The organism is Streptomyces sp. NPDC005963, from assembly GCF_040638655.1.
Taxonomy (GTDB): Bacteria; Actinomycetota; Actinomycetes; order Streptomycetales; family Streptomycetaceae; genus Streptomyces.
The window spans coordinates 1-24,668 of the sequence record NZ_JBEXVD010000047.1; the positions used below are offsets into that span (position 1 = coordinate 1).

A 24,668-nucleotide genomic window follows, 5' to 3' on the forward strand; every position below is an offset into this window, starting at 1 on the left:
GCCCGGTTACATTCCGAACCCGGAAGCTAAGCCTTTCAGCGCCGATGGTACTGCAGGGGGGACCCTGTGGGAGAGTAGGACGCCGCCGAACAATTTTTAGCCTTAGCCTCATGCACTTCGGTGTGTGGGGCTAAGGCCTTTTTGCGTTATGGGTCCGTACCCCTTCTACCCTGAGATCCACCGCCAGGCCCGGCACTCCATGGACGAATATGGCGAGATGGAGAATGGGAGCGGCGGGCCCAGAGCTCGGTGTGGGGCCCGTGATGGTCTGAAGGGTTTCGCCGCCTCAGACGGTTCTGCGCAGTGCTGGTTTCGGGGTATGATCTATTCCGTTGCCGCAGCGCAGCAGGCCCCAATAGCTCAGTCGGTAGAGCGTCTCCATGGTAAGGAGAAGGTCTACGGTTCGATTCCGTATTGGGGCTCAAACGGAAGGCCCCCGCCGATGGCGGGGGCCTTCTGCGTTGTTCGGACCCTAGCGGGCTCGGACCCTAGCGGGCGTGGAGTTCGGGGACGCGCATGGCGAGGATGGCCATGTCATCGGAGGCCGGTTCTGCCGCGAACCGTTCAACGGCACGGAGAACCCGCGTCGCCACCGCACCGGCGGTGAGTCCCGTACAGGCCGTGAGGACCTCGGTGAGGCCCTCGTCCCCCAACATGCGGGTGCCTTCGCGGCGTTCGGTGACTCCGTCCGTGACGCACAGCAGGACATCGCCCGGATTGAGGGTCACCGTTTGTTCGTGGAGTTCCAGATCCTCCATCACACCCAGCAACGGTTGGGGGTCCGCGGCCGGCTCCACCGTGCCGTCCTGGCTCAGCCGCAGGGGAAGCGGGTGGCCTGCGCACACGACCTTGAGGAGTGCGCTGCCGTCCTCCTGGGGCCACAACTCGCCGTAGAGGAGCGTGAGGAAGCGGCTGCGGGCGCCCTCGTCGAGGATCGCCGCGTTGAGGCGTTCCAGTACCGCGGGCCCGCCGAAGCCCTCGCGGGCCAGCAGGCGCAGCGCGTGTCGGGCCAGACCCGTGACCGCCGCGGCCTCCGGGCCCGTACCGCACACGTCGCCGATGGCGAATCCGTACGCGCCGTCCCGGATGGGGAAGACGTCGTAGAAGTCGCCGCCGACCTCGTTGCCCTCGCCGGCGGCCCGGTAGATGACCTCGACCTCCACTCCGGGGATGTCGGGCATCTCCGGCGGCAGCAGACTGCGCTGGAGCGATTGGCTGATCGCGACCCGCTCGGAGTAGAGACGGGCGTTGTCCAGGGCGAGCGCCGCTCGGCGGGAGAGGTCTTCGGCGAGTTCGAGGATCTCCTGGCGGAAGTGGTCGTCTGACGGCTTGCCGAGCGTGAGCATGCCGATGACGCGGTTGCGGGCGACCAGCGGCAGTACCACCGTCTCCCCGCCCACGGCCGCGGCGGTGGCGAGCGTGGTCCCGATGCCGGACGACACGGGCGGAGCCGTGCCCAATCCCAACTGGTGCTTGGAGGCCAGCAGGGCGGCCTGCTGGGCCGCCTTGCCGGGTGCGGTCCAGATGCGGGCACCCGGAGTCGGTACGGGGTCGGGCGGCGCAATGGTCGACAGCAACGCCTTGAGGCCGTCGATGCGTTCCTCGTCCTCGTGCAGCACATAGCTGAGATACGGGTCCGACGCCTGGTCCGCGATCGTATAGACGGCGCACCAGGTGGCCAGGGTCGGTACCGTCATCTGCGCCATCAGGGCCAGCGTTTGGTCACGGTCGAGCGTTCCGGCGAGCAGATCGGACGCTTCGACGAGGAACGAGAGCGAACCGCGGCGCAATCGCTCCAGTTCGCCGAGCCGGGCGGATTCGACGGCCAGGGCGATGCGGTCCGCGGCGAACTGGAGCCGCAGGGCCTCCTCGTTGGAGTAGCGACCGGCGGACTCCGCTGCCACCCCGAGGGAGCCCGTGAGTCTGCCTTCCACCTTGAGGGGGACGGTGACCACGGAACGCATCCCGGTGGAGTTGAGGAGCGGTACCGCGCCGGGCACGGCGATGAGGTCCTCGTGGACGGCGGGCATCCGGGCCGATCCGTAGCGCCCGGTGCCGGCCTCGACGGTCACCCGAGCGAAGCGCTGTCGGGCCGAGGGGAGTCCGGTGGTGGCGCGCACCTCCAACTCGGTCTCGTCATCGGTGGCCAGCAGCAGGAAGGCGGCGTCGCCGTCGAGCATGTCGCGGGCGCGCTCCACGGTGCGTTGGAGCAGCCCGTCAAGGTCGTCGGGTGCCGGTGATCCGATGAAGACCTCGAACGGGTCCGTGGCGCTGTTCTCGGTGCCGGAGTCGCTGACAGGAGCGCGTTGGGGTGTCTGGAGGACGGCACGCTCGTCGTCGCGGACGAGGAGACAGACGGTGGAGGGTTCGCCGTTCGTGTCCCGTACCCGCAGGTGGGAGGCGTAGACGGGGACCACTCGACCCTTGGTGTCGCGGATGCCGTAGCTGCCTTCCCAGCGGGACAGCAGCAGGGCTTCGGCGAGGCCGGTGCCGATGCTCGGGGTGTGCGGCCAGGCCGCGATGTCACCGAGGGGTTTGCCGATGACCTGTTCGGCGGCGTATCCGAAGATGTGCTCGGCGTCCTCGTTCCAGGCGGAGATGACCTTGGCCGCGTCGATCTGGAGGACTGCCACGCGTACGCGCTGATCAGCGACGGGTAGGAGCGAGGTCGGCAGCACCGGACCGGCGGAGCGGGTGCCCACAGGGCGTTGGGGGAGGTCGAGTTGGAACCACACCTGCTTGTGGGTGGGCGTGTACTCGACGCCCCAACGGGAGGCGAGGGCGGAGCACAGCAGGAGCCCCCGGCCGTTCTCGCTGTCGAGGTTGCCCAGGGCGCGTGTGGCGCTCTGGATGGGAACCTCGCGTTCGGGGTAGCGGTCGGCGACTTCGACCCGCACGCTGTCCTCCGCGCGCAGACACAGCACGTCGGCTGCGGTTCCCGCGTGGATGATGGCGTTGGTGACCAGTTCGCTGGTGAGGACCACGGCGTCGTCGACGACTTCCGAGTGCCCCCATCCCTGGAGCGTGTCACGTACGAAAGCGCGGGCGGTCGCGACGGACCGCCCGACAGGATCGAAGCTGGCAGCCGCCCGCGCGGTGATCACAGAACTCCTCATACGCGTCTCGACGCCCGGCTTAGCCATGATCGGCTTGCCCCTCCCGGTGCCCGGTGGTAGTTCGCACGCCCACATCGACCCGGCCGGGCAGACCGGGGCGGTTGGACAGCCGGATGCCAGGTTACTTACCTTCGCTGTCCGAGCGGATGCCGGTCGCTGCTGTTTCCGCCCTGCAAGGGCGGAGACGTTATGCGAAGCTGCCGAACTGTTATGGCCTTGTTCGGCGTGGGTGAAACACTGGGCAGGATTCCGGATATAGCCCGGGTAGTACGGCCAACCCCTGCGGGAGGGACACGGTGGAGTCTGGCACGGCATCGCGTGGTGCGAGCACGCGTGCGAAAGGCGGACGATCCCGGAGTAATGGGACGACCGAGGTAGATACGGCTGCCCTGAATCGGCTGCTGGCCGCCCTGGTGTCCATGCGGGACGGCAATCTCCGTAGGCGTCTGACGGTCTCGGGCGACGATGTGATGGCCGAGATCGCGGCCGTCTACAACGAGGTCGCCGATCGGAATCTCCACCTCACCGGTGAGCTCGCGCGCGTGCGCCGGGTCGTCGGGCGTGAGGGCAAGCTGACGGAACGGTTGGAGACGGGGGCGTGCGAGGGCTCCTGGGCCGCCGCGATCGACGCATCGAACGCCCTGGTCGATGACCTCGCGCGTCCGGTGTCCGAGGTGGGACGGGTCCTGTCCGCGGTGGCCGAGGGCGATCTCGACCAGCGGATGGAGGTGCGTTCGCAGGGTGCGGACGGCATCGAGCGACCGTTGCGCGGCGAGTTCCTCAAGGTCTCGCGTACGGTCAACAGCCTGGTGGACCAGTTGTCGGCCTTTACCGACGAGGTCACCCGCGTGGCCCTGGAGGTGGGTACCGAGGGCAAGCTCGGCGGTCAGGCCCAGGTGCGGGGGATGTCCGGTTCGTGGAAGGACCTCACGGACTCCGTCAATACGATGGCCCACCGGCTGACCGCTCAGGTGCGGGACATCGCCCTGGTCACCACGGCGGTCGCCAAGGGCGATCTGTCACAGAAGGTCACCGTCCATGTCGACGGCGAGATGCTGGCGCTGAAGAACACCGTCAACACGATGGTCGACCAGCTCCAGTCGCTCGGCTCCGAGGTGACCCGTGTCGCCCGTGAAGTGGGCACTGAGGGCGAGCTGGGCGGACAGGCGGAGGTGCCCGGTGTCGCGGGCGTCTGGAAGGACCTCACCGACTCCGTCAACACCATGGCCGGAAACCTCACCTCCCAGGTCCGCGGCATCGCCGAGGTCACCACGGCCGTCGCGAACGGTGATCTGTCACAGAAGGTGACGGTCAGTGCGCGGGGCGAGGTGGCCCAGCTCGCCGAGACGATCAACCAGATGACGGAGACGCTCCGCACCTTCGCGGACGAGGTCACGCGGGTCGCCAGCGAGGTGGGCGCCGAGGGACTGCTCGGCGGTCAGGCGCAGGTGCCGGGCGCCGCGGGGACGTGGAAGGACCTCACGGACTCGGTGAACACCGTGTTCCGCAATCTGACGACACAGGTGCGGGACATCGCCCAGGTGACCACCGCGGTGGCGAACGGTGATCTGTCGCAGAAGGTCACGGTCGATGTGGCCGGTGAGATGTTGGAGCTGAAGAACACCGTCAACACGATGGTGGACCAGCTCCAGTCCTTCGGTTCGGAGGTCACGCGGGTCGCCCGTGAGGTCGGTGTGGAGGGTCGACTCGGCGGACAGGCCGAGGTCCCGGGCGCGGCGAACACCTGGAAGGACCTCACCGACTCGGTGAATACGGCCTTCAGGAACCTCACCGGCCAGGTGCGGGATATCGCCCAGGTCACGACCGCCGTCGCCAACGGTGATCTGTCGCAGAAGGTCACGGTCGATGTGGCCGGTGAGATGTTGGAGCTGAAGAACACCGTCAACACGATGGTGGCGCAGCTGTCCTCCTTTGCCGACCAGGTCACGCGCGTGGCACGGGACGTGGGCACCGAAGGTCAGCTCGGCGGCCAGGCCCGGGTGGACGGGGTGAGCGGTACCTGGAAGGAGCTGACGGACTCCGTCAACTTCATGGCCGGGAACCTGACCTCGCAGGTGCGTCAGATCGCGCAGGTCACGACGGCGGTGGCGCGGGGCGACCTGTCCCAGAAGATCGACGTCGACGCCCGGGGCGAGATCCTGGAGCTCAAGAACACGATCAACACGATGGTGGACCAGTTGTCCGCCTTCGCCGAGCAGGTCACCCGGGTCGCCCGGGAAGTGGGTACGGACGGTCGGCTCGGCGGCCAGGCGCAGGTGCCGGGCGTGGCGGGCGTGTGGCGCGATCTGACGGACTCGGTGAACGGGATGGCGGGCAATCTCACCTCCCAGGTCCGCAACATCGCCCAGGTCGCCACCGCTGTGGCGCGAGGTGACCTGTCCCAGAAGATCGACGTTGATGCGCGCGGCGAGATCCTGGAGTTGAAGAACACGCTCAACACGATGGTGGACCAGCTCTCGAACTTCGCCGAGCAGGTCACCCGGGTGGCGCGCGAGGTCGGTACCGAAGGCATCCTCGGCGGCCAGGCGGAGGTGCAGGGCGTCTCCGGCACCTGGAAGGACCTCACCCAGTCCGTCAACTTCATGGCGAACAACCTCACCTCCCAGGTGCGCAACATCGCCGAGGTGACCACGGCGGTCGCCAAGGGCGACCTCTCCAAGAAGATCACCGTGGACGCCAAGGGTGAGATCCTCGAACTGGTGACGACGGTCAACACCATGGTCGACCAGCTGCTGGACCTCGCCGACGAGGTGACCAGGGTCGCCCGTGAAGTCGGCACGGAAGGCGTGCTGGGCGGTCAGGCCCGGGTGCGCGGTGTGACCGGCATCTGGAAGGACCTCAGCGACAACGTCAATCTGATGGCCAGCAATCTCACCAATCAGGTGCGGAACATCGCCCGGGTCTCCGCGGCCGTCGCCAACGGTGATCTGACGAAGAAGGTGACGGTCGAGGCCCGGGGCGAGGTCGCGGAGCTCGCCGACACGGTCAACACGATGGTGACGACCCTGTCGTCGTTCGCGGACGAGGTGACCCGTGTGGCCCGTGAGGTGGGCACGGACGGTCGGCTGGGCGGTCAGGCGCATGTGCCCGGCGTCTCGGGGACCTGGAAGGACCTGACCGAGTCCGTGAACTCGATGGCGTCCAATCTGACCGGCCAGGTGCGGCAGATCGCCACGGTCACGACCGCCATCGCCAAGGGCGACCTCACCCGCAAGATCGACATCGATGCGCGGGGTGAGATCCTGGAGTTGAAGACCACCATCAACACGATGGTCGACCAGCTCTCCTCGTTCGCGGGCGAGGTGACCCGTGTGGCCCGTGAGGTGGGTACCGACGGGCAGTTGGGCGGTCAGGCCCGGGTACGCGACGTGGACGGGACCTGGCGTGACCTGACCGAGTCGGTGAACGAGATGGCCGGGAACCTGACCCGGCAGGTCCGGGCCATCGCGGCGGTGGCCACCGCGGTCACCCGCGGCGATCTCAATCTGAAGATCGACGGTGTGGATGCCGCCGGCGAGATCCAGGTGCTCCAGGACAACATCAACACCATGATCGTGAACCTGCGCGACACCACCCTCGCCAATGAGGAGCAGGACTGGTTGAAGGGCAACCTGGCCCGTATCTCCGGTCTGATGCAGGGACGGCGCGACCTCGACGACGTCGCCTCGCTGATCATGAGCGAGCTGACTCCGGTGGTCTCCGCCCAGCACGGCGCGTTCTTCCTCGCGATGACGACCGGCGGCAACGGGACGGACGTGCCCGGAACCGGCGCGGACGTCTCGTACGAACTGTGTATGAGGGGGAGCTACGGCTACTCCGCGGGGCTGATGCCCACGTCCTTCCGGCCGGGGGAGACGCTGATCGGTACGGCAGCGGAGGAGAAGCGGACCATCCAGGTCAATGTGCCGCCGGGGTATCTGAAGATCTCCTCGGGACTGGGGGAGTCATCGCCCGCGCACGTGATCGTGCTCCCGGTGCTCTTCGAGGGGAAGGTCCTCGGAGTGATCGAGTTGGCGTCGTTCCAGCCGTTCACCCAGATCCAACGGGACTTCCTCAACCAGATCGCCGAAATGATCGCCACGAGCGTCAACACCATCAGCGTCAACACCAAGACCGAGGTGTTGCTGAAGCAGTCCCAGGAGCTCACCGAGCAGCTGCGGGAACGCTCCGCCGAGTTGGAGAACCGGCAGAAGGCGCTTCAGGAGTCGAACGCCGAGTTGGAGGAGAAGGCGGAACTGCTGGCGCAGCAGAACCGGGACATCGAGGTGAAGAACACCGAGATCGAAGAGGCCCGGCAGGTGCTGGAGGAGCGGGCCGAGCAGCTCGCGGTGTCGATGCGGTACAAGAGCGAGTTCCTGGCGAACATGTCGCACGAGCTGCGCACCCCGCTCAACTCGCTGCTGATCCTGGCCAAGTTGCTCGCGGACAACGCCGAGGGCAACCTCTCGCCCAAGCAGGTGGAGTTCGCCGAGACCATCCACGGTGCCGGCTCGGACCTGCTCCAGCTGATCAACGACATCCTCGACCTGTCGAAGGTCGAGGCGGGCAAGATGGACGTCAGTCCCACCCGGATCGCGTTGGTCCAGTTGGTCGACTACGTGGAGGCCACGTTCCGTCCGCTGACCGCGGAGAAGGGGCTCGACTTCTCCGTACGGGTGTCTCCGGAGCTTCCGGCCACCTTGCACACCGATGAGCAGCGGCTGTTGCAGGTGTTGCGCAATCTGCTGTCCAACGCGGTGAAGTTCACGGACTCGGGTGCGGTCGAGCTGGTGATCCGGCCGGCTGCTGCGGACGTGCCGCAGTCCATCCGGGAGCAGTTGTTGGAGGCGGGGTCGCTGCGCGAGGCGGACGCCGATCTGATCGCCTTCTCGGTCACGGACACCGGGATCGGGATCGCCGCGGGCAAGATGCGGGTGATCTTCGAGGCGTTCAAGCAGGCGGATGGGACGACGAGCCGCAAGTACGGAGGCACCGGGTTGGGGCTGTCCATCAGCCGGGAGATCGCCCGACTGCTCGGCGGCGAGATCCACGCGGCGAGCGAACCGGGCCGGGGGTCGACGTTCACGCTCTATCTGCCGTTGCACCCGACCGAGTTGCCCCCACAGGGCTACGGCCAGGACGAGTCGGGTGACGGGTCGGTCGGCGATCCCTCCCGTGCCGTCGCACAGCTCCAGGACGGTCGATTGGGTCAGGGCGACGGGCACGGCGGTGGGCCGGCGGCTCTCTTCCGTCGTCGCCGCAAGGCGTTGAACGGTTCTGACGCCCGGGCCGCGTTGCCGGCCCGCGCATCGCAGAACGCGCCGTCAGAGACGGACCAGACCTTCGACGCCCAGCTCGGCGCGGAGTCGCAGGGTCTGCCGGAGACCCGGCCGACCTTCAACTTCGACAACGAGAAGGTGCTGATCGTCGACGACGACATCCGCAACGTCTTCGCGCTGACCAGCGTGTTGGAACAGCATGGCCTGTCGGTGCTGTACGCGGAGAACGGTCGCGAGGGCATCGAAGTCCTGGAGCAGCACGATGATGTGACGGTCGTTCTGATGGACATCATGATGCCGGAGATGGACGGGTACGCGACGACCACGGCGATCCGTCGCATGCCCCAGTTCGCGGGTCTGCCGATCATTGCGCTCACCGCGAAGGCGATGAAGGGCGATCGCGAGAAGGCGATCGAGTCGGGTGCGTCGGACTATGTGACGAAGCCGGTCGATCCTGACCACTTGCTCTCGGTGATGGAGCAGTGGATGCGCGGGGAGTGAATCAAGCGGTCGGAGAACTTGGGTAATTGCTGATCGATACTGACCGACTCTGGCCGAAGGTGTGTGAGACGGTGGTGTTCGGGGAACCTTCTGTTCTCCCGGAGCGTTTCCGGTCTGTGCACAGTGACATCCTGGTGACAGGGTGTGGCGACGGCCAGGGTGCGGCTACCATGACCGGCACAAGGACGGGCGGCGCAAGGGAGCCGTCCCCTGGGGTGGCGCCCGGTGCGTCTTGCGGTTCATGGAGCCGAGGAGACCCCAAGCCGGGGCGAGGAGGACGGGGCATGGTGCAGAAGGCCAAGATCCTCCTGGTCGATGACCGGCCGGAGAATCTGCTGGCGCTGGAGGCCATTCTCTCCGCGCTCGATCAGACGCTGGTGCGGGCATCGTCAGGGGAGGAAGCGCTCAAAGCGCTACTGACGGACGACTTCGCGGTCATCCTGCTGGATGTTCAGATGCCCAGCATGGACGGCTTCGAGACCGCCGCGCACATCAAGCGGCGGGAGCGGACCCGCGATATCCCGATCATCTTCCTCACGGCGATCAACCACGGCCCGCACCACACCTTCCGCGGATACGCGGCGGGCGCGGTCGACTACATCTCCAAGCCGTTCGACCCGTGGGTACTCCGGGCCAAGGTCTCGGTCTTCGTCGAGCTCTACATGAAGAACTGCAAACTTCGGGAGCAGGCGGCCCTGCTGAGACTGCAACTCGAAGGCGGCGGGCAGACCGGCGGCGGCGTCAGCAAGGAGTCCGTGGGACTCCTCGCCGAGTTGTCAGCGCGGCTCGCGGCGGTCGAGGAACAGGCGGAAGCGCTCTCCAAACAGTTGGATGACGAGTCGGCCGACGCCGGCGCCGTGGCGACCGCTGCCCATCTCGAACGCAAACTGACCGGTCTGCGCCGTGCACTGGACGCGCTGGAACCCGGCACGGGTGGCCCGTCACCCCTGCCCTCGCAGAACTGACCCGTACCCGGATTCACCACCCCTGGGGCCGGTGGTTGACCCCTGCCCGAACGGGCAGCACATCACCGCGATGAGCGAGCCCGGTTCGCACGACACGAACGGGTGAAGCGGTACGCACACGTGTCCGCCGCCCCTCACACCGGTAACCTCACCCCCATGGCCTCACGTACGTCCGGCAAGGGTTCCCCCGGCACCGCAGGCACGGGCGGGAAGCCGCGCGCCGGCCGTACGAGCGGTGCCGCCGGCCCCGTGAAGAAGGCGGTCCCGGCCAAGAAGGCCCCCGTCAAGAAGGCCGCTCCGGGCAAGCGGCCACCGGCCAAGAAGGCCCCCGCGAAGAAGGCGGTCGCCAAGCGGCCGGTGCCCAAACCCGCACCTTCCCCGACCCGGGGCGTACTGCGCCTGCTGCGCGCCATCGCACTCGGGATCGCACGGGCCGTGGGGGCGGTCTTCCGCGGCATAGGACAGGGCGCGAAGGGCCTCGACCCCGCGCACCGCAAGGACGGCCTGGCCCTGCTGCTCCTCGGGCTCGCACTGATCGTCGCCGCCGGTACCTGGTCCCACCTGCGCGGCCCCGTGGGCGACTTGGTCGAGATGTTGGTGACCGGCGCCTTCGGCAGGCTCGACCTGTTGGTGCCGATACTGCTCGGTGCCGTCGGCATCCGGCTGATCCTCTATCCGGAGCGACCGGAGGCGAACGGCCGGATCGTGATCGGTCTGTCCGCCCTGGCCATCGGCATCCTGGGCCAGGTGCACATCGCCTGCGGCTCCCCCGACCGAGGGGAGGGCACCGAGGCCATGCAGGACGCGGGCGGGCTCATCGGCTGGGGAGCCTCGAAGCCACTCGTCTTCATGATGGGCGAGGTGCTGGCCGTACCCCTGCTGCTCCTGCTCACCGTCTTCGGCCTGCTCGTCGTCACCGCGACGCCCGTGAACGCGATTCCGCAACGGCTTCGGCTCCTGGGCACCCGCCTGGGACTGGTCCAGGGCCATCCGGGCCCGGAGGACGACGAACTGGGCGACGACGACCGACGCTACGAAGAACACTGGCGCGAGGCGGTGCCCGGCCGTCCCCGACGCGACGGCGCACGCCGAGGGCCGGTGGACGAGTACGCGCCCGAGGTTGCCGAGGAAGACGCGCTCTCCCAGCGCCGTCGGCCCCGCAGGCAGTCCGCACCGCCGTCCGAGGACCGGCCGATGGATGCCGTCGACATCGCCGCCGCGGCTGCCGCCGCACTCGACGGCGCCGTCTACAACGGGCTGCCGCCCTCCCCGCTGGTCGCCGGACTCACCCGGGACGTGACCGCGGACCGGCGGGCGGCAGGGGCCGCATCATCGCCCGTACCGCCCGCCCGAGGGCCCGAGCGGCCCGAGGAATCCGCACCTTCGACCGGCGTACCCGACCTGACCAAGCCCGCGCCCGAGCACTCCCACGCCCTGCCGGCGCGCGCCGAGCAACTCCAGTTGGCGGGGGACATCACCTATGCGCTGCCCTCCCTGGACCTGCTGGAGCGGGGCGGGCCCGGAAAGACGCGCAGTGCGGCCAACGACGCCGTCGTGGCCTCGCTGACCAATGTCTTCATGGAGTTCAAGGTCGACGCGGCCGTCACCGGGTTCACCCGCGGCCCCACCGTGACCCGGTACGAGGTCGAGCTCGGCCCGGCCGTCAAGGTCGAGCGGATCACCGCGCTGACGAAGAACATCGCGTACGCCGTCGCCAGCCCCGACGTACGGATCATCTCGCCGATCCCGGGTAAGTCCGCCGTCGGCATCGAGATCCCCAATACGGACCGGGAGATGGTCAACCTCGGCGATGTGCTGCGGCTCGCGGACGCTGCGGAGGACGACCATCCGATGCTGGTGGCGCTCGGCAAGGACGTCGAGGGCGGCTATGTGATGGCCAACCTCGCCAAGATGCCGCACGTCCTCGTCGCGGGCGCCACCGGCTCGGGCAAGTCGTCCTGCATCAACTGCCTCATCACGTCGGTGATGATAAGGGCGACTCCGGAGGATGTACGCATGGTGCTCGTCGACCCCAAGCGGGTCGAACTCACCGCGTACGAGGGCATTCCTCATCTGATCACGCCGATCATCACCAATCCCAAGCGGGCTGCGGAAGCGCTCCAGTGGGTGGTGCGCGAGATGGACCTGCGCTACGACGATCTCGCCGCATTCGGATATCGACACATCGACGACTTCAACCAGGCGGTCCGCAACGGCAAGGTGAAGCTGCCCGAGGGCAGCGAACGCGAGCTCCAGCCCTATCCGTATCTGCTGGTCATCGTCGACGAGCTGGCCGATCTGATGATGGTGGCCCCCCGGGACGTCGAGGACGCCATCGTGCGCATCACCCAATTGGCGCGTGCGGCGGGCATCCACCTGGTGCTGGCGACGCAGCGGCCGTCCGTCGATGTCGTCACCGGGTTGATCAAGGCGAACGTGCCCTCCCGGCTGGCCTTCGCCACCTCGTCGCTGGCGGACAGTCGGGTCATCCTGGACCAGCCGGGCGCGGAGAAGCTGATCGGCAAGGGCGACGGGCTGTTCCTGCCGATGGGGGCGAACAAGCCCACCCGTATGCAGGGCGCCTTCGTCACCGAGGACGAGGTCGCGGCGATCGTCCAGCACTGCAAGGATCAGATGGCCCCGGTCTTCCGCGACGACGTCGTGGTGGGCTCCAAGCAGAAGAAGGAGATCGACGAGGACATCGGCGACGATCTCGATCTGCTCTGCCAGGCTGCCGAACTCGTGGTGTCGACCCAGTTCGGGTCCACCTCGATGCTCCAGCGCAAGTTGCGGGTCGGCTTCGCCAAGGCCGGACGGCTGATGGATCTGATGGAATCGCGCAACATCGTGGGCCCGAGCGAGGGCTCCAAGGCCCGGGACGTCTTGGTGAAGCCCGATGAACTCGATGGAGTGCTGGCCGTGATCCGGGGGGAGTCTTCGAGTTGAGGGATTTTGGTGGGCAACCGTTTCCACCGGTCGAACGTCAAGTTGAGGGAGAGACGGTGTAACCGTCTCGCCCGCCCCTCCACCGTCGCGGACGTCACCGGCCATTCCGATGGCGTACAAAGTCCGTCCGCCCGGTTGCCCCACCCTTTCGTACCACCCATACACTGAACCTCCAGCAGGTGGTTACACGCTCGAAAGGCACCCCCGTGTCCATCGGCAACTCCCCCGAAGACGACCGGCCTTCCTCCGAGGAAGAGCGGCCTTCGATCGGCCGTGTCCTCCAGCAGGCCCGCATCTCGTCAGGTCTGACCGTAGACGAGGTCAGTGCCACCACCCGGGTGCGTATCCCGATCGTGCATGCGATCGAGCAGGACGACTTCGCCCGCAGCGGTGGCGATGTCTACGCTCGCGGCCACATCCGCATGATCGCCCATGCGGTCGGGCTCGACCCCGACCCGCTCGTCGCCCAGTACGACTCCGAACACGGCGGCAGGCCCGCGCCGACCCCTGCCGCACCCCTGTTCGAGGCCGAGCGTATTCGGCCCGAACCCCGTCGCCCCAACTGGACCGCCGCCATGGTGGCCGCGATCGTCGCCGTGGTGGGCTTCGTCGGTTTCACCTTCTTCAACGGGGAGGACGACGGGGGGAAGAAGCGGCAGGTCGCCGAGGGGCCGGCGGCGGAGGAGAAGCCGCAGCCGACCAAGGCCACGAACACCAAGCCGGCCGACCCCAAGCCCGATCCGTCCGACGGTGCCATCGCCGCCGTACCGAAGGACAAGGTCACGGTGACGCTGTCCGTACTGGAAGACAAGAGTTGGATCTCCGCCAAGTCCCACAACGGCAAGCTGCTGTTCGACGGCACACTGAACAAGGGCGATTCCCGGACCTTCCAGGACGATGATCGAATCGATCTCATCCTGGGCAATGCCGGTGCGATCGAGCTGTTCGTGAACGGCAAGAAGGTCGAGGACGAGTTCAAGCCCGGGCAGGTCGAGCGACTCTCCTACACCAAGGGTGACCCCGAGGCCGGCTGAGTAACCCCACATCAGAGGCGGCGCGGACAGTCGGTGCGCCAGGGGCGAGAAGCACCGGAGCGGCCGGCGGGGCGGTCGTCGACGAGCCTGGCGGCAGGGGCGTGGGTCAGGACAAAGTAGTCTTGAGCCCATGCCCGAACGCCGTACCGTCGCCCTTGTCACTCTTGGCTGCGCCCGTAACGAGGTGGACTCGGAGGAGCTCGCAGGCCGCTTGGCAGCGGATGGCTGGGAGCTCGTCGAGGAAGCCGCCGATGCGGACGTCGCCGTCGTCAACACCTGCGGCTTCGTCGAAGCCGCGAAGAAGGACTCCGTCGACGCGCTCCTCGAAGCGAACGATCTAAAGGACCACGGCAGAACCCAGGCCGTGGTCGCCGTCGGTTGCATGGCCGAGCGGTACGGCAAGGAACTCGCCGAAGCGCTGCCCGAAGCTGACGGCGTGCTCGGGTTCGACGACTACGCCGACATCTCCGACCGGCTCCAGACCATCCTCAGCGGCGGCGTCCACGCCTCGCACACGCCGCGCGACCGGCGCAAGCTCCTGCCGCTCAGCCCTGCCGAGCGGCAGCAGGCGTCCACGGCGGCGGAGGTGGCGCTCCCCGGTCATGGGGCGCCCACGGATCTACCCGAGGGCGTGGCACCGGTCTCCGGGCCGCGTGCCCCCCTGCGCCGCAGGCTGGGCACGAGCCCGGTCGCTTCCGTGAAGCTGGCTTCCGGCTGCGACCGGCGCTGCTCGTTCTGTGCGATCCCCTCGTTCCGCGGCTCCTTCATCTCCCGGCGCCCCAGCGATGTCCTCGGCGAGACCCGCTGGCTCGCGGAGCAGGGGGTGAAGGAGGTCATGCTGGTCTCCGAGAACAACACCTCGTACGGCAAGGACCTGGGCGATATCCGACTGCTGGAGACGCTGCTGCCGGAGCTCGCGGCCGTGGACGGCATCGAGCGGGTGCGGGTGAGCTACCTCCAGCCCGCCGAGATGCGGCCCGGCCTGATCGACGTCCTGACCTCGACGCCGAAGATCGCCCCGTACTTCGACCTCTCCTTCCAGCACTCCGCGCCCAGCGTGCTGCGCTCGATGCGGCGGTTCGGTGACACCGAGCGCTTCTGGGAACTGCTGGAGACGATCCGGGGCAAGGCGCCTGAGGCCGGTGTCCGATCCAACTTCATCGTCGGTTTCCCTGGCGAGAGCGAGTCGGACTTCGCCGAGTTGGAGCGCTTCTTGACCCACGCGCGGTTGGACGCCATCGGCGTCTTCGGCTACTCGGACGAGGACGGCACCGAAGCGGCCTCCTACGAGAACAAACTCGACGACGACGTGATCGCGGAGCGGCTGGCGCATCTGTCCCGGCTCGCCGAAGAGCTGACCGCGCAGCGCGCGGAGGAGCGCATCGGGGAGAACCTGGAGGTGCTGGTCGAGTCCACCGGGGGAGCGGACGGTGACGAGCGCGCGGTGGGCCGTGCGGCACACCAGGCCCCCGAGACCGATGGGCAGATCGTCTTCACCGCGAGTGAAGGGCTGGTGCCCGGCCGCATGGTCAGGGCGAGGGTCGTCGAGACGGAAGGCGTCGACCTGGTGGCCGAATACTGCGGCCTGCCCGGGGATGACTTCGACGGCGGCCTCACTGCGGTCGGGGCTGCTGCTCGGTCGGCGGAGGGCGGCGACCGCCCGATTCCGGTCGAGGAGGCGGGCAGATGACCGGAGTGCCGGCTTCCACGGGGGGCGGCACCGGTAGGCCCGCACCCGGCGGCAAGCTGGGTGCCGCGGCGGTCAATCAGGCCAGTCTGTGGAACATCGCGAACATCCTCACCATGATCCGGCTGGTCCTGGTGCCGGCCTTCGTCCTCCTGATGCTTCAGGACGGGGGATACGACCCGGTCTGGCGCGCCTGGGCATGGGCGGCGTTTGCGGTGGCCATGATCACCGACATCTTCGACGGGCACCTCGCCCGGACCTACAACCTCGTCACCGACTTCGGGAAGATCGCCGACCCGATCGCCGACAAAGCGATCATGGCCTCCGGGCTGATCTGTCTCTCGGCGCTGGGCGACCTTCCCTGGTGGGTCACCGCGGTCATCCTCTTCCGCGAGCTGGGGATCACCTTGATGCGGTTCTGGGTGATCCGTCACGGCGTCATTCCGGCCAGCCGCGGCGGCAAGCTGAAGACGCTCGCCCAGGGCACGGCGGTCGGCATGTACGTCCTCGCCCTGACGGGCCCGTTGGCCACCTTGCGCTTCTGGGTGATGGCCGTCGCCGTTCTGCTGACGGTCATCACCGGACTCGACTACGTACGTCAAGCGATCGTGATGCGCCGCAGGGGAATGGCCAAGGCCCGCGGCGCGGTCGGTGGAGGCCGATGAACCCCGCTGCCGAGATCCTGACCATGCTTGCGGAGCGTGGTCAGACACTCGCTGTGGCCGAGTCCCTCACGGGCGGACTGGTCGCCGCGGAATTGACGGCCGTGCCCGGAGCCTCAGCGGTGCTCCGGGGCTCGGTGACGGCCTATGCGACCGAGCTCAAGCACACCGTGCTCGACGTCGAAGCGGACCTCCTGGAGGCCCGTGGTGCGGTGGACGTGCAGGTCGCACGGCAGATGGCCGCGGGGGTGCGCACCCTGCTGGGGGCCTCGTGGGGCATCGCCACCACGGGGGTGGCCGGACCCGAACCGCAGGACGGCAAGCCGGTGGGAACGGTCTACGTGGCCGTCGCGGGCCCGAATGGAACAGGGAATGTGGCCGCACTGAGGTTGAACGGGAGCCGGGCGGAAATCCGTAGAGAGAGTGTACGGAGCGTGCTCGAACTGCTCGCCGGTGAACTCAGCGGGAATGCGCGGGCACAGGATACGGAACAGAACGGGGGGAATTGATGTTTGCAGCCCTGAGTGAACACGACATCGCTCCCCGCACGGCCGCAGCGCAAGGCGGTACGGTGGGGCGTGAAGGATGCGGCTACGCGGTCCGAGGAGGGAGCCACCGATGATTCTGCTCCGTCGCCTGCTGGGTGACGTGCTGCGTCGGCAGCGCCAGCGCCAGGGCCGTACTCTGCGCGAAGTCTCCTCGTCCGCCCGAGTCTCACTCGGCTATCTCTCCGAGGTGGAGCGGGGGCAGAAGGAGGCATCCTCCGAGCTGCTCTCCGCGATTTGCGACGCGCTTGATGTACGGATGTCCGAGCTCATGCGCGAAGTGAGCGATGAACTGTCGCTCGCCGAACTGGCTCAGTCGGCAGCAGCCACTGAGCCGGTGCCTGCACCAGTGCGCTCGATGCTGAATGCGGTCTCCGTGACGTCGGTGGCAGGTGTGCCGACCGAGCGGGTGACCATCAAGGCCCCGGCGGAAGCTGTCGACGTCGTCGCTGCCTGATCGGTACGAAGACCGGTGGGACCGGGTCGGATCAGGTCCGGCCGGGTCCGCTCGGTCTTCGCTACGGATCTGCTTGAGGAACGGTGGCAGAAGCCGATGAGCGGCTGATGCACGGTTCACTGGTGTGATGCGGGACAAGCCCCGGTCGCCGCCCCGATGGGTGGTGGTCCGGGGCTTTTGGCTGTCGAATCACCTGCCTGCCGATGCGCGTCTGCCTGCCGATGCGCGTCGCTCCGCCTGGGCATCGAGCCGTGTCCTTCCGCTTGATTGTCGATTCGCGGGGTAGGCGCGTGAATGACCGTGTCTGGGTGCATGTGGTCTCACGGAAGACCCCCTCCGAATGTCTGGTTCGGGGGCCTATGTCATGGTGGGAATGACCGACAACCGAGTGGAGGACATGAATGTCTGTCGTGAAGAGTCCCCTGTCCGAGGCCGATCTCAAGGCGGTCGGTGAAGCCCTGCGGGGTGCACTCGTGGATCTGGTGGACCTCGGACTGGTGGCCAAGCAGGTGCACTGGAACGTGGTCGGACCGAGGTTCCGCTCCGTTCACCTTCAGCTCGACGAGGTCGTGGACACCGCCCGGCTGCACTCCGACACCGTGGCGGAACGCTGCTCGGCGATCGGTGTGACCCCGGACGGCCGTGCGGCCACCGTGGCGGCCCAGAGCGCCATCGGGACCGTGCCGGACGGATGGATCAAGGACGGCGACGCCGTACGGGTCCTCGTCGACGCGCTGGGCGCGGTGATCGTACGGATGCGGGAACGCATCGACGTGACGGGTGAGCCCGACCCGGTGAGCCAGGACATCATCATCGGTCTCACCGCGGATCTCGAAAAGCACGCGTGGATGTTCCAAGCCGAGAGCGCCTGAGCACGTGGCAGTGGGCACGCTGTGATCGCCCGGCGGTAGGTCACCGGTGATCGTCGATGGTCCACGGTGAACGCGGTCTCGGCGGTGGCAGAACAACGGTGGCAGAAGAGCCCCACTTCCCGCCCGAGCGGCCGTGTGCCGGCGATGCCCCACGGCTGGTGCTGCTCGACGAGCACCAGCCGGGCCGGGCGCTGGCCAGGCTCCGTTGGCCCTGGGACGGGTGCCTCCCGCCCCGAACGGCGGTAGAAGGGCGCGGCAGCGTCGGTTTCAAGCGCCCACACGGGTTGTTGAGAAGGCGTCACGACAGAGCGACACCCCCTCATCCAGGGGTGTGCGCCGGGCCTGCATCCGGTGCGCCCTCCCTGTGGGTGATCGTGCCGGTCTACGGTGGTCGGGAGGGAGGCAGCCATGGCACGACGCGGGGTGGCCCTCGGCGTCCTGGCCGCGCTGTTGGTGGCCGGCGTGTGGTGGTGGGCCGTATTGCGGCTGGCGCTCATTCCCGAGCGCACGGGATTCGTCGAAGGTGCGGTCGCGGCGGGCGGATGGGGGCTCAGTCTGCTGCCGGTGCATGTCACGGCAGCCCGTGCCGGGACGGGGTGGGTGGCCCGTGCCTCGGCCACCAGAGCCTCGGTGAGCAGGGCGAACGCCGCGCGTACCGCCGTCACCAAGGCAGCGGAACGACGTCGTTCAGCTCGGTGAATCGCCGCGTGATCAGCCGACCGGTCCCGACTGACAGCCCGGACACCAGTAGGTCACCCGCTCATCACCCGTTCCCTTGCCCGCTGCTGCCCGGCGAATCGGCGTGCCACACCGGAGACAGGGCAGCCCCGAGCGGCCGTAGACGAACAAGCGGGTCGCCGTGCTACCGCCACCCGGTGACCGGGCGGTGGTCTGCCGGTCGAACGTGTTCCGGTTGGCGATGAGGAGCCGATGGGCGGTGGCCATGAGCCGCTCCGGAATCCCGGCGGGCAGGTCCGCCACGGGTGACCAGGGCGTCACACCGGCCAAGAACGCGAGTTCGGACTTGTAGACGTTGCCGATGCCCGCGAGATTGCGCTGGTCGAGGAGGGCATCGCCGAGTGGGCGGGAGGGCTTGGCCAGCAGCCGGGCCACCGCCACCTGCGGATCCCAGTCGGGCCCGAGGAGATCGGGCCCCAGATGGCCGACGACCTGTTCCTCGTCGAGGGTGCGGATCAGCTCCAGCACGGGCAGCCGATAGCCCACCGCCGTGTGCGAGGAGTTCCCCAGGACGGCTCGGATCTCGTACGAGGGACCACCGCGCCACCGCTCGCCCGCGCGGAAGATGCGCCAAGCGCCGTCCATCCTGAGATGGGAGTGGAGCGTCAGCCCGCCGTCGATCCGAGCGAGGAGGTGTTTGCCGCGCGCCACGACTTCCAGGACGGGCCGGCCGGTGAGATCTGCGGTGGCGAAACGCGGAACCCGCAGGTCGAAGCGGGTGAGCACCTGCCCCGCGAGAGCTGCGTGCAGTAGCTGTGCGGTACGCCAGACGGTGTCGCCTTCGGGCATGAACCCATGATGCGTGATTCCCGCGGCGGAGGGGTGGCGAGCAGTCTCGGCCCTGGTGGTGTGGGAGCCAGGGGCCGCATGGGCAGGGCCCCGGGATGACTGACTTCGCCGCCGCGCTCCCTCCCGCAGCGACCGTGACCACGTCAGGGCCGCACGCGCAGGCCCCTGGGCGTGGCGTGGAAGCCCGCTGTCTCCAGTACCGCCGCCAGCGGTGAGGTCAGCGCCGGGGTGCCGTTCACCCGCTCGACGGTGACCGTACCCAGCGTGCCGACGCGTGCGGCGTCCGCCAGGGCGCCTGCTGCGGCGGTGAGCGCCGGGGCATCGGGATCGGTCACCCAGGAGAGCAGTGTCTTGCCGCCGCGCTCCATGTACAGAATCAGCTCGCCGTTGACCAGCACCACCAGGGAACCTGCCTTGCGCCCCGGTTTGTGGCCGGCCCCCTCAGGGGATTCGGGCCAGCCCAGCGCAGCCCCGTACGCGTTGGCCGGATCGGCTGCGGCCAGCACCATGGCTGGCAGTGCGGAACCGGAGTCGGCGCGCTCACGGGCGGTGGAGACGGCACGCAGCCGGTCCACCGCACCGTCCATGGCGAACTGGGCCGCGCCCAGGCCCTCCACCACATAGCCGCGGCGCGCCTGCCCGTTGTCCTCGAAGGCCGCCAAGACCCGGTAGACGGCCGAGAAACCGCCCTGCACGCCCTCGGCGGCGACGGCCCCGCGGGTCACCACCCCATGGCGGTCGAGCAGGGTGCGCGCCAGAGCGTGGGCCCGATGGGTGCGATCGGTCTCCACGGTGGGCAGCACGGACCAGCGACCGCTGACCGTGGGCGGCCCACCTCGGGAGGCGGGACGGCCGGGAGCCGTCACCAGACCCCCGTATCTGCCCCGGGGTACGGGACGCCTCGCCCGGTGCGCGGTCGATCCGGCGGTACGGCCCGAGCCGAGCAGCGCACGCAGCGGGGCGAGGGTGTCATTGGTGAGCCGTCCGGACCAGGTCAGCTCCCAGACGGCATCGGCCAGTTGCGGATCGGTGGCATCGGGGTGGGTGGTGGCCCGCACCTGGTCGGCGATCTGCCGGAAGAACAGGCCGTAGCCGGGTGAGAGGGCTGCCAACACCGACTCGTGCAGCGCGGTCAGCTCCAGGGGGAGGGGTGGCGGCAACAGCAGCGGTGCGGTGTCGGCGACGTAGAGCGAGAGCCAGCCGTCCTTGCCTGGCAGGGCTCCGGCGCCCGCCCACAGGACCTCGCCGGTCGTGGTCAGTTCGTCGAGCAGCGTCGGCGTGTACCCCTGGACGCGGGAGGGGAGGATCAGCTTCTCCAGGGCGGATGCGGGCACGCTCGCCCCTTGGATCTGCTCGATCGCCCGGGCCAGTCCGTCGATGCCACGGAGATCTCTGGCGCCGATGTGCTGCCACGGGGGCAGGAAGGCGGCCAGTGAGGCGGGGGGCACCGGCTCCAACTCCTGCCGCAGGGCAGCCAGCGAACGGCGCCGCAGACGGCGCAGGACCGTGGCGTCACACCATTCCATGCCGGTGGTGGGGCCGGGGGAGTCCGCGGTGGGGTGGTCGCCCATCGGGGGGCGGAACTCGCCGTGGACGATGCGCCCGCCCGCGGCGAGCCGCTGGAGCGCACCGTCCGTGACCGCGGTCCCCAGACCGAAGCGAGCCGCGGCCTGGACCGAGGTGAAGGGGCCGTTGGTCCGGGCGAACCGGGCCAGCAGATCGCCCAGCGGGTCCTTGACGGGCTCGGTGAACGCCTCGGGCACTCCCACCGGCAGTGCAGTGCCCAGAGCGTCCCGCAGCCGCCCCGCATCCTCGATCGCCGCCCAGTGATCCTGTCCCGCGACCCGCACCCGAATCGCCCGACGTGCATCGGCCAGTGCCCGGGCCCACTGGGGATCGCCTCCGCGTAGGGCCAACTCGGCATCGGTGAGCGGCCCGAGGATGCGCAACAGATCGGCGACGCCCTCCGCGTCCTTGATCCTTCTGTCTTCGGTGAGCCATTGCAGCTCCCGTTCGAGTTCGACGAGGACATCGGCGTCGAGCAGTTCCCTCAGTTCGGCCTGTCCCAGCAGTTCCGACAGCAGCCGGGAGTCCAACGAGAGGGCGGCGGCGCGCCGTTCGGCGAGCGGGGAGTCCCCCTCGTACAGGAACTGGGCGACATAGCCGAACAGCAGGGAGCGGGCGAACGGGGAGGGTTCCGCCGTCGTCACCTCGACCATGCGGACCCGGCGCGCTTCGATGTCGCCCATCAGCTCGACCAGCCCGGGCACGTCGAAGACGTCCTGGAGACACTCTCGGACCGCTTCCAGCACGATGGGGAAGGAACCGAACTCGCTCGCCACCTGGAGCAGTTGGGCCGCCCGCTGGCGCTGCTGCCAGAGAGGGGTGCGCTTGCCCGGGCTGCGCCGCGGTAGGAGCAGCGCCCGCGCGGCGCACTCCCGGAACCGGGACGCGAACAACGCGGATCCGCCGACCTGTTCGGTGACGAGCCGGTCGATCTCCCCCTGGTCGAAGACGGCGTCCGCAGCGCCGACCGGGGCCTGTGCGCTGTCGTACGTGGTGTCCATGGGGTCCGGATCCTGGTCCAGCAGGTCCAGGCCCATCAGATCGCTCATCAGATCGGCGTCGGGCAGCCGCAGCACGATTCCGTCGTCGGCGTGCATGACCTGGGCGTCCATGCCGTACCGCTCGGTGAGACGGGCGCCGAGCGCCAGTGCCCACGGGGCGTGGACCTGGGCACCGAACGGTGAGTGGATCACCACCCGCCAGTCGCCCAGCTCGTCACGGAACCGCTCCACGAGGATGGTTCGGTCGTCGGGCACATGGCCGCAGGCGCGGCGCTGTTCGTCCAGGTACGCGAGGACGTTCTGCGCCGCCCAGGCGTCGAGCCCGGCCGCCAGCAGCCGCAGCCGTGCGTCCTCCTCCGAAAGCGCGCCCACCTCCCGCAGAAAGCCGCCGACGGCGCGCCCCAGCTCCAGGGGCCGGCCCAACTGGTCGCCCTTCCAGAAGGGCAGTCGTCCCGGCACACCGGGTGCGGGCGAGACCAGCACGCGATCACGGGTGATGTCCTCGATCCGCCAGGAGGTGGTGCCGAGGGTGAACACATCCCCCACCCGGGACTCGTACACCATTTCCTCGTCCAGCTCGCCGACCCTGCCGCCCCCCTTCTTGGGGTCCGACCCGGCGAGGAAGACACCGAAGAGACCGCGGTCCGGGATGGTGCCGCCGGAGGTCACCGCGAGCCGCTGCGCCCCGGGCCTGCCCGTGACCGTGCCCGCGATGCGGTCCCACACCACGCGCGGTCGCAGTTCGGCGAAGGCGTCCGACGGGTACCGTCCGGCCAGCATGTCCAGCACGGCCGTGAAGGCTGACTCGGGCAGGGAGGCGAAGGGGGCGGCCCGGCGGGCCAGCGCCAACAGGTCGTCGACCTGCCAGACGTCGAGCGCGACCATCGCGACCAACTGCTGTGCCAGGACGTCCAAGGGGTTGGACGGGATGCGCAGCGCCTCGATGGCCCCACTGCGCATCCGCTCGGTGACCACGGCCGCCTGCACCAGGTCACCGCGGTACTTGGGGAAGACCACGCCGGTGGAGACCGCGCCCACCTGGTGTCCGGCGCGGCCCACGCGCTGGAGGCCGGAGGCGACGGACGGAGGGGACTCGACCTGGACGACGAGGTCGACCGCACCCATGTCGATGCCCAGCTCCAGACTGGACGTGGCCACCACGGCGGGCAGTCGGCCCGCCTTGAGGTCCTCTTCGACCAGGGCGCGCTGTTCCTTGGACACCGAACCGTGGTGGGCCCGGGCGAGCAGCGGCGGAGCACCGCGTGCGGCACCCGACTGGGCCATGATCTCGGCCGGTGGGGACCCTTCGGGGAGGGTTTCGCCCGTCGCCCGCTCGTAGGCGATCTCGTTGAGGCGGTTGCACAGCCGTTCGGCGAGGCGGCGGGAGTTGGCGAAGACGATGGTGGAGCGGTGGGCCTGGACGAGGTCGGCGATGCGCTCCTCGACGTGCGGCCAGATCGAGGGCCTGTCCCCGCTGTCGGAGGTGCCACCGGAGCCCCCTGCCGTCGGCGAACCGCCCAACTCGCCCAGGTCCTCGACGGGGACCACCACCGACAGGTCGAACTCCTTGCCGGACGGCGGCTGGACGATCTCCACCCGCCGTTGCGGTGAGAGATAGCGGGCCACCTCCTCCACCGGCCGCACCGTCGCCGAGAGGCCGATGCGCCGGGCGGGACGCGGCAGCAGTTCGTCCAGTCGCTCCAGGGACAGTGCGAGATGGGCGCCCCTCTTGGTGCCCGCGACGGCGTGCACCTCGTCCAGGATCACCGTCTCGACCCCGGCCAGGGCGTCCCTGGTGGATGAGGTGAGCATCAGGAACAGCGATTCGGGTGTGGTGATCAGAATGTCCGGCGGCTTGGTGGCCAGCGATCTGCGCTCGGCGGGCGGTGTGTCCCCGGACCGGATGGCGACCCGCACATCGGGCTCGGGCAGCCCCAGCCGCACCGACTCCTGGCGAATTCCGATCAGGGGGCTGCGGAGGTTGCGCTCCACATCGACGGCGAGTGCCTTGAGGGGTGAGATGTACAGGACCCGGCAGCGGGCCTTGGGGTCGGCGGGCGGTGGGGTGGCCGTCAGCCGATCGAGCGCGGCCAGGAAGGCGGCCAGGGTCTTCCCGGACCCGGTCGGGGCCACGACCAGGACGTCCGAGCCTTCGCCGATCGCCTGCCAGGCACCCTCCTGCGCGGCGGTGGGCGCGCTGAAGGCTCCCGCGAACCAACTCCGGGTGGCGGGGGAGAACGAGTCGAGCGCAGTCCTGGCCATGTCCCCCATCGTGCACCGCGCCACTGACAATCGGCTTCGGGAGCGCTCGCCGGGGTGCTGATGGGGGTGCACACCGCTGGGAGGAGCGCGGGCCGGCTGTTCGGTTCGGACGGTTCGGTTCCGGGCGGCTCAGGTGGTTCAGTTCCAGCGGCTTAGGCAGTGTCTGATGGCTCTTGCCTGGGATGGTGGATCTCTCGCTGTTTCGGGCATGAGTCGGGCATGGTGCGTCGGCATGAACTGACGAATGC

13 protein-coding genes, 1 tRNA gene and 1 rRNA gene are annotated in these 24,668 nt (G+C 68.7%); 12 read left to right on the plus strand and 3 right to left on the minus strand.

Going from position 1 to position 24,668, the window contains the following annotated elements:
- A 5S ribosomal RNA gene (gene rrf / locus ABZ348_RS33695) occupies positions 1 to 91 on the plus strand; the annotation flags it as partial.
- Positions 92 to 349: 258 nt separating this feature from the next.
- Positions 350 to 422, plus strand: a tRNA-Thr gene (locus ABZ348_RS33700).
- A gap of 66 nt (positions 423 to 488) precedes the next feature.
- Here the strand turns inward: ABZ348_RS33700 and ABZ348_RS33705 are convergent.
- Positions 489 to 3,143 carry a SpoIIE family protein phosphatase gene (locus ABZ348_RS33705; protein WP_358939667.1) on the minus strand — a complete coding sequence of 885 codons (2,655 nt, stop codon included), beginning with the start codon at positions 3,141 to 3,143 and terminating at the stop codon, positions 489 to 491.
- Between the two features lie 269 nt (positions 3,144 to 3,412).
- Here ABZ348_RS33705 and ABZ348_RS33710 point away from each other — a divergent pair, with 269 nt between their 5' ends.
- From ABZ348_RS33710 to ABZ348_RS33755, 10 genes are all read left to right on the plus strand, one after another.
- Positions 3,413 to 8,896 carry a HAMP domain-containing protein gene (locus tag ABZ348_RS33710; RefSeq protein WP_358939669.1) on the plus strand — a complete coding sequence of 1,828 codons (5,484 nt, stop codon included), beginning with the start codon at positions 3,413 to 3,415 and terminating at the stop codon, positions 8,894 to 8,896.
- 284 nt (positions 8,897 to 9,180) lie between these two features.
- Positions 9,181 to 9,861, plus strand: a complete 681-nt coding sequence (locus tag ABZ348_RS33715) for a response regulator (protein WP_358939671.1) — start codon at positions 9,181 to 9,183, stop codon at positions 9,859 to 9,861.
- Between the two features lie 156 nt (positions 9,862 to 10,017).
- Positions 10,018 to 12,807: a DNA translocase FtsK gene (locus tag ABZ348_RS33720; protein ID WP_358939673.1), complete on the plus strand. Its 2,790-nt coding sequence runs from the start codon at positions 10,018 to 10,020 to the stop codon at positions 12,805 to 12,807.
- 206 nt (positions 12,808 to 13,013) lie between these two features.
- Positions 13,014 to 13,841 carry a helix-turn-helix domain-containing protein gene (locus tag ABZ348_RS33725; RefSeq protein ID WP_358939675.1) on the plus strand — a complete coding sequence of 276 codons (828 nt, stop codon included), beginning with the start codon at positions 13,014 to 13,016 and terminating at the stop codon, positions 13,839 to 13,841.
- Positions 13,842 to 13,971: 130 nt separating this feature from the next.
- A complete protein-coding gene (rimO, locus tag ABZ348_RS33730) occupies positions 13,972 to 15,531 on the plus strand; it encodes a 30S ribosomal protein S12 methylthiotransferase RimO (RefSeq protein WP_358939677.1) in 1,560 nt (519 codons plus the stop codon).
- Complete coding sequence (gene pgsA / locus ABZ348_RS33735) at positions 15,528 to 16,193, plus strand: CDP-diacylglycerol--glycerol-3-phosphate 3-phosphatidyltransferase (protein ID WP_358939679.1); 666 nt, start codon at positions 15,528 to 15,530, stop codon at positions 16,191 to 16,193. Before rimO ends, pgsA begins: the two co-directional genes overlap by 4 nt.
- Positions 16,190 to 16,699, plus strand: a complete 510-nt coding sequence (locus tag ABZ348_RS33740) for a CinA family protein (protein WP_358939681.1) — start codon at positions 16,190 to 16,192, stop codon at positions 16,697 to 16,699. The genes pgsA and ABZ348_RS33740 overlap by 4 nt, the downstream gene beginning before the upstream one ends.
- Positions 16,700 to 16,808: 109 nt before the next feature.
- Complete coding sequence (locus tag ABZ348_RS33745; RefSeq protein WP_358939683.1) at positions 16,809 to 17,192, plus strand: helix-turn-helix transcriptional regulator; 384 nt, start codon at positions 16,809 to 16,811, stop codon at positions 17,190 to 17,192.
- A 401-nt stretch (positions 17,193 to 17,593) separates the two neighbouring features.
- A complete protein-coding gene (locus tag ABZ348_RS33750; RefSeq protein ID WP_358939685.1) occupies positions 17,594 to 18,064 on the plus strand; it encodes a DNA starvation/stationary phase protection protein in 471 nt (156 codons plus the stop codon).
- 408 nt (positions 18,065 to 18,472) lie between these two features.
- Positions 18,473 to 18,763, plus strand: coding sequence for a hypothetical protein (locus ABZ348_RS33755; protein WP_358939687.1), 291 nt, complete (start codon positions 18,473 to 18,475; stop codon positions 18,761 to 18,763).
- Between the two features lie 12 nt (positions 18,764 to 18,775).
- Here ABZ348_RS33755 and ABZ348_RS33760 read toward each other — a convergent pair whose 3' ends face one another.
- Positions 18,776 to 19,591, minus strand: coding sequence for a DNA-formamidopyrimidine glycosylase family protein (locus ABZ348_RS33760; protein ID WP_358939689.1), 816 nt, complete (start codon positions 19,589 to 19,591; stop codon positions 18,776 to 18,778).
- 143 nt (positions 19,592 to 19,734) lie between these two features.
- Positions 19,735 to 24,420, minus strand: a complete 4,686-nt coding sequence (locus ABZ348_RS33765) for an ATP-dependent helicase (RefSeq protein WP_358939691.1) — start codon at positions 24,418 to 24,420, stop codon at positions 19,735 to 19,737.
- Positions 24,421 to 24,668 lie beyond the last annotated feature (248 nt).